Below are 15,904 nucleotides of genomic sequence, written 5' to 3' on the forward strand. Positions count from 1 at the left end.
TCAGATAATCGTATTATATAGTAAAACATCGAAAAAATAAATTGGTAAACAGTCTCAAATTACATAAAGCTGTTTTTTCAACCATAAAAAGCCGTATTTTAACTTTACGTTTGTGCATATTTGACATAAAATGTGGTTATCTTAAAGAAATCAAATGGGAGGTTTTGCAAAATGAAGAAAAGAATCTTAGCAACAACACTTGCAGCAATTCTTGCAGCATCATCATTAGCTGCCTGCGGTTCAAAGACTGAACCGACTGAAACCACAAAAGCAGACGCGGCTACCACACAGGCAGCCACAACAGCAGCAACTGCTGACACAACAGCAGCAGCCGGCGGTAAGGTATCCTTAAGCCTTTGCTGGTGGGGAAATCAGACAAGAAACGATGTAACAAAAAAAGCAGTTGATCTTTACATGAGTAAAAATCCAAATGTAGACATCAAGGTTGAATTTACAGACTGGTCCGGTTACTGGGACAAGCTTTCTGCTATGGCAGCCGGCGGAAATCTTCCTGACATCATTCAGATGGATTACTCCTATTTAAACCAGTACCAGAAGAGCGGTCAGCTTGCTGACTTATCTGAATTCATGAGCAGCGGAGTAATTGATACTTCAAAGATCCCGGAAAGCATCATTAAAAGTGGTGATGTTGACGGAAAGACCTATGCAATCAGCCTTGGAAGCAACGCTCCTATGATGGTTTATGACAAAGCAGTAGTTGAAAAGGCAGGAGTTACCATTCCTGATCAGATGACAATGGACGAGCTTTATGACCTTTCCAAGACGATCAATGAGAAAACCGGTGTTAAAACTCTTTATGACGGCGGCATCAACATGATGCAGATCATGGCAAGAGCAAATGGTTCTCATTTATTTGACGAATTAACAGCTGGAACCGAAGATTCCATGAAAATTTATTTTGACACCATGGAAAAGTTTGCAAAATCTGACACCAGCATTTCCGCTGATTTATTAGCAGAGAAAAATCCTGATGTAGTAGAGACAAAACCAATCATTGATGGAACAACCTGGAATGATTTTAGCTTATCTAACCAGTTTATCAGTATCTCTAAGACAGCAGGAAGAGATCTTGGAATTACCATGTTCCCAACTCTTACCGATGCGAAAGCACAGCCACTGTATTTGAAACCAAGTATGTTCTTCTCTATCGCTGAAACTTCCAAGAATAAGGAAGAAGCTGCAAAGTTCATTGACTGGTTTACAAACAGCGCAGAGTGTAATGATATCCTTCTTGCTGAAAGAGGAATTCCGATCAATACAGAAGTTGCAGACGCTATCAAACCAAAGGCAGATGCTGTGGCTCAGAACGTATTTGATTATGTTGCAAAAGTTACCGAAATTGCAACCCCAATCGATGCTCCGGACCCATCTGGTAAAGGTGAAGTAGAAGCATTAGGAAAAACAGTTGTTGAAGCAGTTCGTTACGGAGATGCAACAGCAGAGGATGCAGTTGGCCAGTTTGTGCCTGAAGCAAAAAGTATACTTGAACAAGCGGCAAAATAACAGGTAAAATTCTGGAGGGGATAAGATGAAGAACAATCAAATGATCCCGAAAAGAAAAAAATCAGTGAGCCAGATCTTAAACACACCGAAGGTTGCAGGATATGTATTTATCCTGCCCTTCATTATAGGATTTCTTGCCTTTATGGCTCTTCCAATGATTTTATCTTTAGGGTTTTCATTCACCAGATACAATATATTAAAATCACCGGTTTTTATAGGACTGGAAAATTATAAAACGATGTTTACGGCGGATCCAAAGTTCTGGAAAGTATTTGGTGTTACCATGTACTATGTTCTGTTTTCGGTTCCTCTCCGGCTTATCATGGCGTTAGCAGTTGCCATGCTATTAGTAAAAAGCACCAAGCTCTCCGGATTTTACAGGGCGGTTTATTACCTGCCTTCCATTATCGGATCCAGTGTGGCTGTTGCAATTCTCTGGAAGAGAATGTTTGCAAGCGACGGTGTTGTAAACGCACTTTTGAAGATTATTGGACTTCCGTCCGACATAGCGTGGCTGGGAAGAACAGATACGGCGATCTGGACTCTGATTATATTGGCAGTCTGGCAGTTTGGTTCTTCCATGCTCATCTTTTTATCCGGTTTAAAACAGATTCCAGTCAGCCTTTATGAGGCAGCCACCGTTGACGGTGCAAATGGAATACAGAGATTTTTCAAAATCACAATTCCAATGCTGACTCCTACCATTTTCTTCAATCTCATTAACCAGCTGATCAATGGGTTTATGGCATTTACACAAAGCTATATTATTACCCAGGGAAAGCCAAGAGATACCACATTGTTTTATACCGTATACATGTATCAGAATTCCTTTACTTATAATAAGCTTGGATATGGCTGTGCAATGGCATGGTTCATGGTATTCGTTGTAGGCATGCTGACACTGATACTGTTCAAAACACAGAAAAAGTGGGTACATTACGAAGCAGAAGGGTGATGAAATATGAAAACAGGATATCAGGAAAAAAAATTAGTCACCACAGCGATTTATCATGTGTTTACCTTTTTCTTCGCATGTGTTATGATATATCCGCTTGTATGGATGGTGATGAGTTCCTTTAAAAACACCAATGAAATTTTCAGGACTGCTGCCAGTCTTCTGCCCGAACACTTTTCCTTTGAAAACTATAAGGTGGGCTGGAAAGGCTTTGCAGGCTACGGTTTTGGAAACTTCTTTAAGAATTCCTTTATTATTGCAGGATTATCCACAGTAGGTGCAGTTATTTCCTCTGCAGTTGTAGGATATGGATTTGCAAGAATTGACTTTAAGTTTAAAGGCTTCTGGTTTGCATGTATGCTTCTGGCAATGATGCTGCCTTTCCAGGTTATCATGATTCCGCAGTACATTATCTTTAATAAAATGGGCTGGGTTGGAAGTTATCTTCCCATTATTGTACCGCAGTTTTTTGGACAGGGCTTTTTTATCTTCTTAAATGTTCAGTTTATCAAGGGTATTCCCATTGATTTAGACGAGGCTGCCAGAATGGACGGTTGTTCGATCTATTCCATATTTATCAGGATCATTCTTCCGCTCGTGAAGCCATCTCTGGTTACAAGCGCAATTTTCTCCTTCATGTGGAGATGGGATGATTTCCTTGCAGCTTTGCTCTATTTAAGCGACCCGTTAAAATATCCGGTCAGCTATGCGTTAAAGATGTTTTCCGATCCGACAGCTGGTTCCGACTGGGGCGCAATGTTTGCAATGGCAACTTTATCTTTGATTCCGATTTTCTTCATTTTCTTAACAATGCAGAAATATCTGGTAGAAGGAATCGCATCTACAGGAATAAAGGGCTAATAAGGCTTTTTAGGTGGGAGACCCGCAAATGCGGTGTTTCCTGCCTTTTTTAAAATTTAAAACAAAAGGTGGAATGACGAATGAATCCGATCAGAAACAGATTAATGGCGGCATTGGAGGCACTAAGGCCGTTATGCTATTCCAATTTAAAACCGGCAGATGAGGTATGGATCAGCCCGGGTAGTTATGAGTGGAAAGAAGAGTTTGACAGCAGCATTTTAAATTGGGAATCTTTTGGCAGGGATGAGACCTGGGGCGGATCGGACCGGCATTACTGGTTTAAGACCTGTATTACTGTACCGGCTGAGTTAAAAGGAAAGCAGGTCAGAGCAGTCTTAAATACCGGAGCTACGGATATCTGGAATACGGACAATCCCCAGATCATGGTGTTCTTAGACGGAAAGCATTCCGGTACCATGGATATGAACCATCAGGACTTTATTCTGACGGAACATGGGATACAGGGAGAAACACATGAACTGGCCTTTTATGCCTATTCCAACAGTCCCGGCTGTACCAACTTCTTTCATCTGGATCTGGGAGCTTATGAAGAAGTGGTGGCAAAGCTTTATTACGATCTGGTGGTTCCCTTTGAAGCTGCTGATCTTCTGGAAGAGGATGACCTGGAACAGATCGATGGATTTAAGGTTCTGGCAGAAGCAGTGAACCGGATTGATTTTACCAGACCTCATTCCGGACAGTTCTTTTCTTCTGTAAGAGAAGCGGATGAATTTCTCATGAAAACCTATTATAAAGACAGACCCGAAAATCCGGTGACTGTCCACAGCATCGGTCACACACATATTGACGTAGCATGGAAATGGCCTTTAAAGCAGACAAGACAAAAGGCGGTCAGAAGCTTCCGTACGGTTTTAAACCTGATGGAGCGGTATCCGGAATATAAGTTTATGTCCAGTCAGCCCCAGCTTTATGAGTTTGTAAAAGAAGAGGCTCCCCAGCTGTTTGAAGAGATAAAGGAAAAGATTAAAGAAGGCCGCTGGGAGACAGAAGGAGCCATGTGGCTGGAGCCGGACTGCAACCTGGCATCCGGGGAATCCTTAGTCCGTCATATTCTTTATGGAAGAAGATTCTTTGAAAAGGAACTTTCCGGCCCGGTAAATGAAGTGCTCTGGCTGCCGGATGTATTCGGCTACAGCGCCGCCATACCCCAGATCATGAAGCAGTCCGGATTGTCATACTTTATGACAACGAAACTTGGCTGGAACGAATACAACCAGTTCCCCTATGATACCTTTATCTGGCGGGGGATTGACGGCAGTGAAGTTTTAACCTATCTGATTTCCACCAAGGATTATTATAAAAACGGCCAGCCATCCAAAGGCTACAGCACAACCTACAACGGCAGACAGGATCCAAAACAGATCATGGGAACCTGGCAGAGGTTCCAGAACAAGGATGCCAGCAAAGAAGTGCTGACCTGTTACGGCTATGGTGACGGAGGCGGCGGCCCCACAGAGGAGATGCTGGAACAGAGCCGGAGAATGGAATGGAATGTTGCCCGCTGCCCAAAGACAAAACAGACCTTTGTCAAGGATTTCTTTCACAAGCTGGAAGAGGAACTGGATGAAAAACGGCTCCCTGTATGGGCGGGGGAATTGTATTTAGAGTTCCACCGGGGAACTTACACTTCCATGGCAAAAAATAAAAAATACAACAGAAGCTGCGAGTTTTTAAATGGAGATGCAGAATTTTACTCGGTACTGGAATCCCTTCTTACAAAAGGCGGGGAGTATCTCCGGAACCAGCTGGAAGAAAACTGGAAGCTTCTTCTGCTGAACCAGTTTCACGATATTCTTCCAGGTTCTTCCATCAAAGAGGTATACGAAGATTCAGAGATTCAGTATGAGAAAATCATTGAATCAGATCTGTGCATGATTCATAAGAGCCATGAAAGCATCTTAAATGCAGCCGGATTTGAAAGAGAGAAGGAGAAGCCTTCTGCACTTGCAGTATGGAACTCTCTAAGTTTCAAAAGAACCGGAATTGTTGAGTTTGAGACACCGGTTAAGGATCTTTCGGCAGTCACACAGCAAACCTGGAATGGTGGCATGATCGCTTTGGCTGAGGCTGTACCTTCCAAGGGCGTAAAGGTGATCCGTCAGGGGGCTGATTTTAAGAAAGCGGACTCTGTATTTAATTCTGTGGAATGTGATGAGTACGGAGCAGTGATAAAAGCAGTCAGCTCTTATTATGAAGTGGAATTTGACAAGGCAGGAAATCTTTCCCGGATTTATGACAAAACAGAAGAAAGAAGCCTGTTAAAGGAAGGAAAGGCGGGTAATGAACTGGTTGTATTTGAAGACCGTCCTCTGGAATTTGATGCATGGAATATTGATTCCACCTTTGAGGAGAAGAAATGGCGCGTGGATGAAGTGACAGAAATGAAGCTTCTGGAAAATGGTCCAGTCAGAGCCGTTGTTCTTGTGAAACGAAAATTCATGGATTCAATGATTGAACAGCAGATCTGTTTTTACAGTCATACAAAGAGAATTGATTTCAAGACCAGAATTGACTGGAATGAACATCAGATGCTGTTAAAGACCGCCTTTCCTCTGGATATTTTATGTAATGAGGCCAATTATGACATTCAATTTGGTAATGTCAGCCGCCCCACTCACAGAAATACAACCTGGGATCAGGCGAGATTTGAAGTATGTGCCCATAAATGGGCAGATGTCTCGGAAGCAGGTTATGGCGCGGCCGTTTTAAACGACTGTAAATACGGGTATGACGTTCACGATTCCATCATTCGCCTTACTCTGTTAAAATCCGGCATTTTCCCGAATCCGGATGCAGACCAGGGAGAGCATACGTTTACCTATTCACTGTTGCCTCATAAAGGCGATTTCCGTACTGGAAGGGTGGTGCAGGAAGCTTATGATTTAAACTGTCCTCTTGTTTCTTCGGAAGTAAAAGGAGATGGTGTTCTCTCCTGTTCCTTCTTGGAGATTGAAAATGAGAATATACTCGCTGACACAGTAAAGCTTTCTGAAGAAGGAGACGGTTTCATTGTACGTTTTTATGAGTCCTATGGTATGCGGACCAGTACAAAGGTGACATTCTCCATGACAGAGAATGCCCGGTTTACAGAATGCACCTGTATGGAAGAAGAAAAAGAACAGGTGCCGTCAGAAAATGGACGTATTGCGCTTTCCTTTAAGCCATATGAGATAAAAACAATTAAGATTCAATAATAAAATTATATTTTTGCAATATTTGCAAAAGATATACAGTAACTTGACAAACTTTGCATAGTCACTGCCTGTGAGATATCATATAATGAAGCAATATGACTGTATCAGAAAAGGGAGGATATGCAGATGGAGCTTGCTGCAGAACGAAACGGTCGGATTAACATATGGATGGAAGAACTAAAAAGCCATTTGTTTGACAGACTTTCAACGGTGTCATTTACCGGATTTACGACAAAAGAGCATTTATCTTATGAGGAAGCGTTAAAACAGGAGTTTTACCCCATGCCTCAGGGAACCCCCTGGGGCGCCAAATGGGAGTACGGCTGGTTTTTAACAGAGATCGTCATGCCGAAAGAGGCGGAGGGAAAACGGATTTTTCTTCATCCTGAGGTGGGCGGCGAGATGCTTTTATGGGTGAATGGAACAGCGGCAGGTTCCAGAGATTTAAAGCACGATGGAATCACACTGACCCGCCACGCAAAGGCAGGTGAGCGTTTTTTTGTTGTGGCAGAAAGCTATGCAGGGCATGGACCGAGACTGGAAAAGGGCGGACCATGCCCTGATTTTCGTACTGCGGTTCCGGAACCGCCTGCATTTCAGGTGAAAGTGGGCGAATCTGATTATGGAATCTGGAACGAGGATGCATTTCAGCTTCTTATGGACGTATTTACCTTATACAAACTTTCGGAAGGACTTGATCCCAAATCCTTAAGAGCAATGAAGATAAACCAGGGACTTTTGGAATTTACATTTACGGCCGATTTTGAACTGGACCGGGAAAGACGCAATGAATCCTTCCGTGAGGCCAGAAAAAGGTTGTCGCCTCTTCTTGCCTGCGTTAACGGAACGACGGCTCCGGAATTCACCATATTCGGACAATCCCATTTGGATCTGGCATGGCTCTGGCCCTGGGAAGAGACAAAGCGGAAATGTGCAAGAACTTTATCCACCCAGATCGCCTTATCTGATGAATATGAGGACTATAAATTCCTTTTATGTGAACCGCCCATCATGGAGAATGTAAAAGAACATTACCCGGAACTGTACGGACGCCTTTTAAAGAAAGTAGAGGAGGGATCCTTTATTCCTGAGGGCGGAATGTATGTGGAACCGGATACGAATCTGGTTTCTGGAGAGAGTCTGATCCGTCAGTGCCTTTATGGAAGAAAGTGGTTTCGGGAAGAACTTGGAAAAGACAGTGTTATGGTCTGGCTGCCGGACTGCTTTGGTTTTAACGGGCAGCTGCCGCAGATTATGAAAGGCTGTGGAATCCGTTATTTTGCCACACAGAAGATGGCAAGAGCGCTGAAGGGCTGTGATGGTTTCCCATATAATAATTTCTGGTGGGAAGGCATAGACGGAACCAGGATACTGACCCATTTTTATAAAAAGAACAATGCAAGGCTTGATCCTCTTGATCTGATTACCAGATGGGAGGAAGACAGGGTGCAGCAGGAGAATATTGATACCTTTATTTTCCCCTTCGGTTTCGGTGACGGCGGCGGAGGTGCTACCAGAGAGATGGCAGAGGTGGCAAAGCGGGTAAAGGATTTAGAAGGCGCACCCCGTACCCGTATGGAGAGCCCGGTTAATTTTTTTCAGAGACTGGAAGAGGAAAACTCTGTAAAAGAGGTTTACAGAGGGGAGTTGTACCTTCCATGGCATAGAGGGACCTATACCTCACAGGCGTGGATAAAGAAGGAGAACCGGCTGATTGAACGGAAGCTTCGGGAGGCAGAGCTGTTGAATTCCATTGTATGCTTTGTGGAAAACGGAGAGAACCGGAGAGCGGAACTGGAAGCTTTATGGAAAGTGCTGCTGTTTAACCAGTTTCATGATATCATTCCGGGAACCTCCATCACCAGGGTTTATGAAGATGCGTTCGTTGCATTAAAAGTAACAGGAGAAAAAGCGGACTGTCTTTATGAGGAGGCAAAAAGACAGATTACAGGATCTAAGGAAGACGGTCTTTTGGTATTTAACCCACTTTCCTGGGAACGGGAAGAGCTGGCAGAAATACCCGTGGGAGAGAGTGAGCATCTGATCCGCAGCGGCAGACTGCCGTTAAGTCAGAGAATCGGTGATAAATTACTGATACCGGTAAAGGTTCCTTCCTGCGGTTATGCCCAGCTTGGATCAAAGGATGGTGGTACTTTTGAAAATTCCGTAATATCAGATAATGAGTGCAGGATATATGAGGATAACGGTTCCTTTATCCTGGAAAACGGATTCGTGAAGGTGGTTGTTGATGGCCTTGGCCAGGTAAGAAGCGTATTGGAGCAGGATACCAGAACCGAATTCGTTGACGGAAACGCAAACCAGCTTCTTCTTTATCAGGACATTAATGTGGATTATGATGCGTGGGAAATGAGCTCTTTCTATAAAAATGTGCCCATTGAGCTGGATCAGAGGGCAGATCTCACCATTGAGGAGACAGGCCCGCTAAAAGCGGTGCTTATGGTAAAACGGCAGATACACGAGTCCTTCATGACTCAGAGGATCTCATTGTCCTATCACAGCAGGCGTATTGATTTTGCTACCATAATTGACTGGAAAGAGACTCACAAGCTGTTAAAGGTCTCATTTCCGGTTACAATCCGCACAGAAGAAGCTTTGGAAGAAATCCAGTTCGGATATGTAAAACGTCCTACCCATCACAACCGCCGTTATGATGCGGACCGTTTTGAGGTGTGTAATCACCGGTATACTGCAATGACACAACCAGGAAGAACGGCAGCTGTGCTCAATGATTCCAAATATGGAATCAGCACGGACGGGAATGCAATGGAGCTTACTCTGTTAAAGGCTCCTGTATGGCCGGATATGTATGCAGATAAAGGAATACAGGAATTTACTTATTCCTTTTACGTGAAAAGCAGTGATTTTGCTGACAGCGGAGTGGTTCGGGAAGGAATGCAGTTAAACAGCCCGCTGACATTCTGGGGAAAAGGAACTGGTAAGAAAGAGTATTTCCGGATTCTGGCAGACAACGTGATTTTAGAGACGGTCAAAATGGCGGAAGATGGGGAAAAGCATCTGATTTTAAGACTTTATGAGGCAATTGGAAAGCATTCCTCCTGTACAGTAACTGTTGGTTTTAAAATCAGCAAATTGTGGGAAACTACCATGGAAGAGAACGCGGTTTCAAAAACGCCGATCCCTGTAAAACACCTTGGAAACGAAAGTGAGTTTCTCCTGAATTTTGCTCCTTTTGAAATAAAAACACTACGTCTGATTTTATAAACGCAAAAAATGCGAGTAAGATGGTTTCAATAAAAACAAATTACGCATAGCAACAATGTACCCAAAATATTATAATGTTTTCATCAGCTTTAAGAAAAATCATACCAAAATTTAATATGGAGTTAACAAAATGCAAAAGAAGCTAATCATTTTTACAGACAGTGGGGATACCATTATTGACGAAGGCACCGAAATACGCAATGATGAGGGTATTGTAGTCCACGCAGAATTGATCCCCGGTGCGGGGGAGACGCTAAAAGCTCTTTACGACGCCGGTTATGTCATTGCCATGGTGGCTGACGGGGAAGAACAGTCTTTCACCAATGTTTATGAAGAAAATGGCCTTGGTTATTGCTTCCACACCAGAACAATTTCCGAGATCGTTGGTATCCAGAAACCTTCCGAGAGAATGTTTATAGATGCTATGGAGAAAAATCACCTGACAGAAGAAGACAAAAAGAGGGTGGTTATGATTGGAAACAATGTGAGAAAGGATGTTGCAGGAGCCAACCGCTTTGGAATCACCTCAATTCTCATAGACTGGTCTCCGCGCTATGATATGAATCCGGCTGATGAGTGGGAAACGCCGGACTATACCGTCCACGAGCCGAAGGAGCTTCTGGCACTGATTGAGAGTCTGGAGGCAGAGCTTCAAAAAGACGGGAATGAATAGAAGGAGGGTATGGATATTATGAAAGAAAAGACAACGAAGGAAAAGGCGCGTAAGATTCCTTTTAAGGTATATATACGCAATACCTGGCAGCTTTACTTAATGCTTCTGATCCCGGTCATTTATATGCTTATGTTCCGTTATAAGCCCATGATCGGTGGCGTAATTGCCTTTAAGAAGTTTAATGTGTTTGCAGGGGTGTGGAACAGCCCATGGGTTGGTTTTGCCAACTTTAAAGAAGCTTTTGGTTCTAAGGACTTCTGGAATGCACTGAAAAACACGTTGATTTTAAATGCGGGTGACTTGATTATCGGTTTCCCGATTCCGGTATTGATTGCAGTATTCCTGTTTGAAATCAGAAATTTAAAGATCCGGAAAGCAACACAGACAATTTTATATCTGCCAAACTTCCTTTCCTGGGTTATCATTGCAGGTATTATTACACAGCTGTTTTCAACCAGCGGACTTGTTAATGATATCATACGTAAAGTAGGTTTAAGGGAAATTAATTTCTTAAGCAACACCTTTATCTGGAGATTTGTATACTGGTTCGCCGGAATATGGCAGTCAGCAGGCTATTCTTTAATTATTTATCTGGCAGCACTGTCAGCGACGGATCCTTCTCTGGGAGAAGCGGCTTATATTGATGGTGCCACAAGACTTCAAAGAATTGCACACGTTACGATCCCTCAGATCAGACCTACTATTTCCATTATGCTGATCATGCAGCTTGGAAAGATCGTCTCCATCGATTTTGACCGTCCTTATATGATGGGTAACACACTTGTTAAAAGTGCCTCCGACGTTATCAGTACCTATGTTTACAGTGTAGGTCTTCAGGCAGGCCGGTTTGATTTTGCCACTGCAGTTGGTTTATTCCAGTCAGTAGTCGGTATCGTAATGATCCTGTCCGTTAATCAAATATCTAAAAAAATGGGAGAGGAGGGAATTATGTAATGGCAGAATTAAAAAGCAAATCAGACAGACGGTTCCAGTTGTTCTGGAACACAGCATTTATAATAATCAGTATCGTAGCGCTGATCCCTATTTTTCGCGTAATTTCCATGTCATTAAGTTCCAAAGACGCAATTTTAGGCGGTAAGGTATTCCTTTATCCGATTCAGTTTACAACGGAAGCTTATGTCCGTGCATTTAAAAGTGGAAGTTTCCTTTCCGCATTTGTTTATTCCGTTTTCCTGATGCTGGGTTCAACTGCAGTCTGTATTGTCATGACTATTGCAGCAGCATACCCTCTTTCAAAGAAGAATTTAAAGGGCGGAACGATCATTATGACAATGTTCGTACTGACCATGTATCTGGATCCGGGTATTATTCCGAAATATTTAAATGTGAAAGATTTCAAATTGATTGATACGGTATGGGCACTGATTATACCAGAGGCGCTGAGCGCATATAACATGATCATCATGTGTACTGCTTTCAAAGGACTGGATTCTTCATTGTATGAAGCTGCCAAAATAGACGGCTGTAACGAGATTCAGACATTATTCAAAGTAGCACTTCCGCTGGTATACCCCACATTGGCAACACTTGCTTTGTTCTATGCAGTGGGAAGATGGAACCGTTTAAGCGATGTTTTATACTATGTAAACAGCTCCAGACTGTATACTGTTCAGATGATATTAAAGCAGTTGATAGAATCTGTTGCAATATCACAGCAGGAAGGAGTAGCTTCCCAGCTTGTAGCAGATAATATTAAATCTGCAAGTATTGTAATTTCCATGACACCTATGCTGATTGCCTATCCGTTTATCCAGAAGTACTTTACAAAGGGCATTATGCTTGGTGCAGTAAAAGGTTGATTATTTATTTTTTTATAATAAATAAATGAAGAAAAGAAAGGGAGGTTTTATTAATGAAAAAAGCAAGATTATTAAAAAGCTGTATGGCAGTATTTGCAGCAGCAGCTCTGGTAACCGGCTGTGGTTCCAGTGCAGGTAAAGATGCTACAACAGCAGCAGCAACCACCGCAGCAGGCGGTACAGAAACAAAAGCAGAGGCAACAACTGCAGCAGATAAGGGAGAAGAAGTAACCATTAAGGTTATGGTATGGGACAGAGGTGATGCAGCTCCAGGAACAACCGTGGAGAAGAACACCCAGACAGAATGGATCAAGCAGCAGATGAAAGAAAAGTACAACATTAATGTTGAATACGTTTCTGTTCCAAGATCCTCTTCTGATGATAAGTTAAATATCATGATGTCTGGCGGAAGCGCTCCTGATATCGTATTCACCTACAATCAGGGTATTTTCTATAACTTTGCGCAGAACGGCGGTCTGGCAGATTTAACACAGGCTTATGAAACCTATGGTACCGACATTAAGAAATATGTTTCTGATGCACAGAATATGGGCCAGATTGAGGGAAAACAGCTTGCTATTATGAAACAGAGAGGTGTGGAATCTCCTCGTCATACTGCTTTTATCCGTCAGGACTGGCTGGATAAACTGGGAATGCAGATGCCAAAAACAAAAGAAGATCTCGTAGCTTATTTACAGGCAGTAAAAGATAAAAATCCAGGCGGAGTAGACAATGTAATTCCGTGGGCAATGAGCGGACGTAATGATACAGAGAAGGGCTATTTGAATTTCGTAGCATCCTATGTAAACTATGCAAATGACAAAGATGCTTATATGTATAGTGAAGGTTATGCAGCAGTTGCTCCTGGAGCAGTTGATGGAATTAAGAAGTTAAATGAGCTTTATAATAAAGGACTTATTTCTAAAGATTTTGCAACAGATACTCAGGAAGATATCTACAAAGCTCAGTTAACTGCAGGCAACGTAGGATTCTATTTAGATGATACAGAGCGTACGTTTGATTTTATCTCTGTATTAAATCAGACTTTAGGCAGCAAAACTTTTGTTCCGGTACAGTGTTTTGAACTGGCAGATGGTTCTTACCGCACACCGTTTGAGCAGAGATATGGTATGTTTATCATGATTCCAAAGACCAGCGAGAAGAAAGTTGATGCTTGTATGAAATACTTAAACTGGCAGGCTGATCCGGAAGTAGCAGAAAATATTGTTTATACAACAGAGCATAAAAGAGACGAAAATGGCGTACCGCTTAAGTTTACAGATGAAGAGCTCTATGCAAAGGGCTATCCTAAGACACTCGATGATTTAAATATCGTAAACCTTGCAATGGAGTGGACAACAAAGAAAGACTCTATCGTTGGAAAATGGGCAAAAGATTATCCTGGTGTAGGAAATACTGATTGGTTCTCAAACTTCTACGATGTACGTTCCGAAGGAAAGTTCCGTTATCCTGTATATTCCAACATTTCACAGGCTGAAAGTGACTATGGACAGAATGTAGAGAACATGATGATCGAATATGTTTACAAGCTGGTCAGCTGTTCACCAGATCAGTTCGATGCTCTTCAGAAGACAGAATATGACAACCTTGTAAATGCAGGGCTGCAGAAGATTCTTGACGCAAGAGCAGAATATTTTGACACAATAAAGTAATTCCTTTTACAGGGCAGCAGGCTATAAGAAGCTCGTTACAGCTCTTTCTCATCGAAATAATGATGATGCCGGGAAGCTGTAACGGGCTTTTTCTGCCCATCTGATCGTTAAAGAATTGTCGGAATGCTGTTTCCGCCTCCGTCTTTACGAAATTCAGAGGGCGACTGGCTGCAATACTTTTGAAAGATTCGGTTAAATTGTGAAAAGCTTGTAAATCCGCATTCTTCCGCCAGTTCAGAAATCTTCTTTTTCGTGTTTAAAAGCAGGTATTGTACGTTTCGGATCCGTGTCATCTGAATGTACTGGGTCAGGGTGTAGCCCGTCACATCTTTAAACTGATGGGACAGATAGTAGGGACTGATATAAAATTCCCTGGAAAGGGAGTCCAGTGTTAATTCTTCTGAATAATGATTATGAATGAAGTTGGCGATGGTGTATATTTTTTGGGAAGCTTCATCCTTTAGTGGTTCGTTGGTATAGGTGTTAAATGGTGCCAGCTGCCGTAAAGTATAGAGAAACTCCACGAACATTCCATGAACAATCAGTGATTTAAGTTCGGGTTCCTCATCCTGAAAGGAGTAGCGGTAAATGCGATTGAGTTTTTCGTTAATCAGCTGCTGCTGTTTGGAAGGGAAACGAAAAATGGGAAGCGGGGAGTAAAAGGGTTCAAAGAGCTTCTGGTAGGTTTCCGGCATTCCCCAGAGTGATGGGGGATATAAAAAACCGATGATCAGCCGTTTGCTGGGAGCGCCTTTCTGATATTCGGAGCGGTGAAGCACCGATGGCCGGAGAAGTACGATATCGCCTGACCGGATGGAATAAGGGATACCTTCTACCAGATGGTATGCCTGGGGACTGATCAGTATCATCAGTTCATAAAAAGAATGAAAATGCTGAAATGGCATGTTGATATCAAAGGATCGTTCATCATAATCAAAGTAATAATAAAGGGAATGCTGGATATCGTTAATGGTGATATTATGTCTTTTCTTATAAAGCAGTGTATCATCAGGATTTGTCATAGGAACCACCTTTATACTTTCTATGAAATAGTCATGTATCGGATATTCATTATAGCAGAATGATGACAAGATGTGCAATACATTGGCGAATAAAAAAGAAAAATATTGTAGAGATTGCAATGTGCCTCCAACTGTTTCGTTGGTTGGCAGCAGAAAGGAAGTGGCAAAAGAATGGAAAATTTAAAAGAGAAAATAAACCTGCTTGTATCCAGCTTTGAAAAAATTCTGTATGATGAAGATGATATCTTTTTAAAAAACATGCAGACCAATAATCTGGCTGGAGACAATCCGGAACGGTACCGCTACTGGGAATGGACACAGGGAGTCGGTTTATTTGGATTATGGAAGATCTATGAGGAAACCGGCGAGGAAGAAATTATAAACAAACTGAATAAGTATTATGAAAGACAGCTTACCATTGGTTTGCCTGCCCGGAATATTAATACAACAGCCCCGCTTTTAGCCTTAACCTATCTGGTTGAAAAAGAGGGAAATGAGACATATATGGAAATCTGCCGGGACTGGGCGCAGTGGCTTGTGGATGAACTTCCAAAAACAGAAGAAGGCGGATTTCAGCATTTGACTTCTGATACGCTCAACGAACAGGAACTTTGGGATGACACCCTGTTTATGTCTGTTTTATTCCTGGCACGTATGGGTGTGATTTTAAAGAAGCAGGAATGGATTGATGAGGCTGAGTACCAGTTTTTAGTCCATGTGAAATACTTAGCTGACAGAAAGACCGGTCTTTGGTATCATGGCTGGACATTCCATGGCTGTCATAATTTTGCCGGTGCATTCTGGGGAAGAGGCAACAGCTGGATTACAATGGCCATTCCGGAATTATTCGGCATTATTCCATGCAGCGGTGCAGTCAAACACTATTTAACAGAAGCATTGAAAAATCAGATTGATGCG

11 protein-coding genes are annotated in these 15,904 nt (G+C 42.4%); 10 read left to right on the forward strand and 1 reads right to left on the reverse strand.

The window, feature by feature from the left end; genetic code table 11:
- The first annotated feature begins 171 nt into the window (after nt 1-171).
- The 9 genes from V7D18_RS03910 (at nt 172) to V7D18_RS03950 (ending at nt 13,964) form a co-directional block, all read left to right on the forward strand.
- A complete protein-coding gene (locus V7D18_RS03910) occupies nt 172-1,524 on the forward strand; it encodes an ABC transporter substrate-binding protein (RefSeq protein ID WP_426151646.1) in 1,353 nt (450 codons plus the stop codon).
- 25 nt (nt 1,525-1,549) lie between these two features.
- A complete protein-coding gene (locus tag V7D18_RS03915) occupies nt 1,550-2,479 on the forward strand; it encodes a carbohydrate ABC transporter permease (RefSeq protein ID WP_426151647.1) in 930 nt (309 codons plus the stop codon).
- Nucleotides 2,480-2,485: 6 nt separating this feature from the next.
- Nucleotides 2,486-3,340 (forward strand): carbohydrate ABC transporter permease, encoded by an 855-nt coding sequence (locus tag V7D18_RS03920; RefSeq protein WP_426151649.1) that lies wholly within the window; start codon nt 2,486-2,488, stop codon nt 3,338-3,340.
- Between the two features lie 80 nt (nt 3,341-3,420).
- Nucleotides 3,421-6,555: an alpha-mannosidase gene (locus tag V7D18_RS03925; RefSeq protein WP_426151651.1), complete on the forward strand. Its 3,135-nt coding sequence runs from the start codon at nt 3,421-3,423 to the stop codon at nt 6,553-6,555.
- A gap of 126 nt (nt 6,556-6,681) precedes the next feature.
- The gene (locus tag V7D18_RS03930) at nt 6,682-9,798 is read left to right on the forward strand and encodes an alpha-mannosidase (protein ID WP_426151653.1); all 3,117 of its coding nucleotides are present in this window, start codon (nt 6,682-6,684) and stop codon (nt 9,796-9,798) included.
- Nucleotides 9,799-9,928: 130 nt separating this feature from the next.
- On the forward strand, nt 9,929-10,471 hold the full coding sequence (locus tag V7D18_RS03935; protein ID WP_426151655.1) for an HAD family hydrolase: 543 nt from the start codon (nt 9,929-9,931) through the stop codon (nt 10,469-10,471).
- A gap of 18 nt (nt 10,472-10,489) precedes the next feature.
- Nucleotides 10,490-11,425 carry an ABC transporter permease gene (locus tag V7D18_RS03940; protein ID WP_426151657.1) on the forward strand — a complete coding sequence of 312 codons (936 nt, stop codon included), beginning with the start codon at nt 10,490-10,492 and terminating at the stop codon, nt 11,423-11,425.
- Nucleotides 11,425-12,291: a carbohydrate ABC transporter permease gene (locus V7D18_RS03945; RefSeq protein ID WP_426151659.1), complete on the forward strand. Its 867-nt coding sequence runs from the start codon at nt 11,425-11,427 to the stop codon at nt 12,289-12,291. The genes V7D18_RS03940 and V7D18_RS03945 overlap by 1 nt, the downstream gene beginning before the upstream one ends.
- 53 nt (nt 12,292-12,344) lie before the next feature.
- Nucleotides 12,345-13,964 (forward strand): extracellular solute-binding protein, encoded by a 1,620-nt coding sequence (locus tag V7D18_RS03950; RefSeq protein ID WP_426151660.1) that lies wholly within the window; start codon nt 12,345-12,347, stop codon nt 13,962-13,964.
- A gap of 107 nt (nt 13,965-14,071) precedes the next feature.
- Here V7D18_RS03950 and V7D18_RS03955 read toward each other — a convergent pair whose 3' ends face one another.
- Complete coding sequence (locus V7D18_RS03955; protein ID WP_426151662.1) at nt 14,072-14,986, reverse strand: AraC family transcriptional regulator; 915 nt, start codon at nt 14,984-14,986, stop codon at nt 14,072-14,074.
- 171 nt (nt 14,987-15,157) lie between these two features.
- Between V7D18_RS03955 and V7D18_RS03960 the strand changes: the two genes are divergently transcribed.
- Nucleotides 15,158-15,904 (forward strand): glycoside hydrolase family 88 protein (locus V7D18_RS03960; RefSeq protein ID WP_426151664.1); only part of this gene is annotated, 747 nt, incomplete at its 3' end.

It is taken from the genome of Lacrimispora sp. 38-1, assembly GCF_049890855.1.
GTDB lineage: Bacteria > Bacillota > Clostridia > Lachnospirales > Lachnospiraceae > Lacrimispora.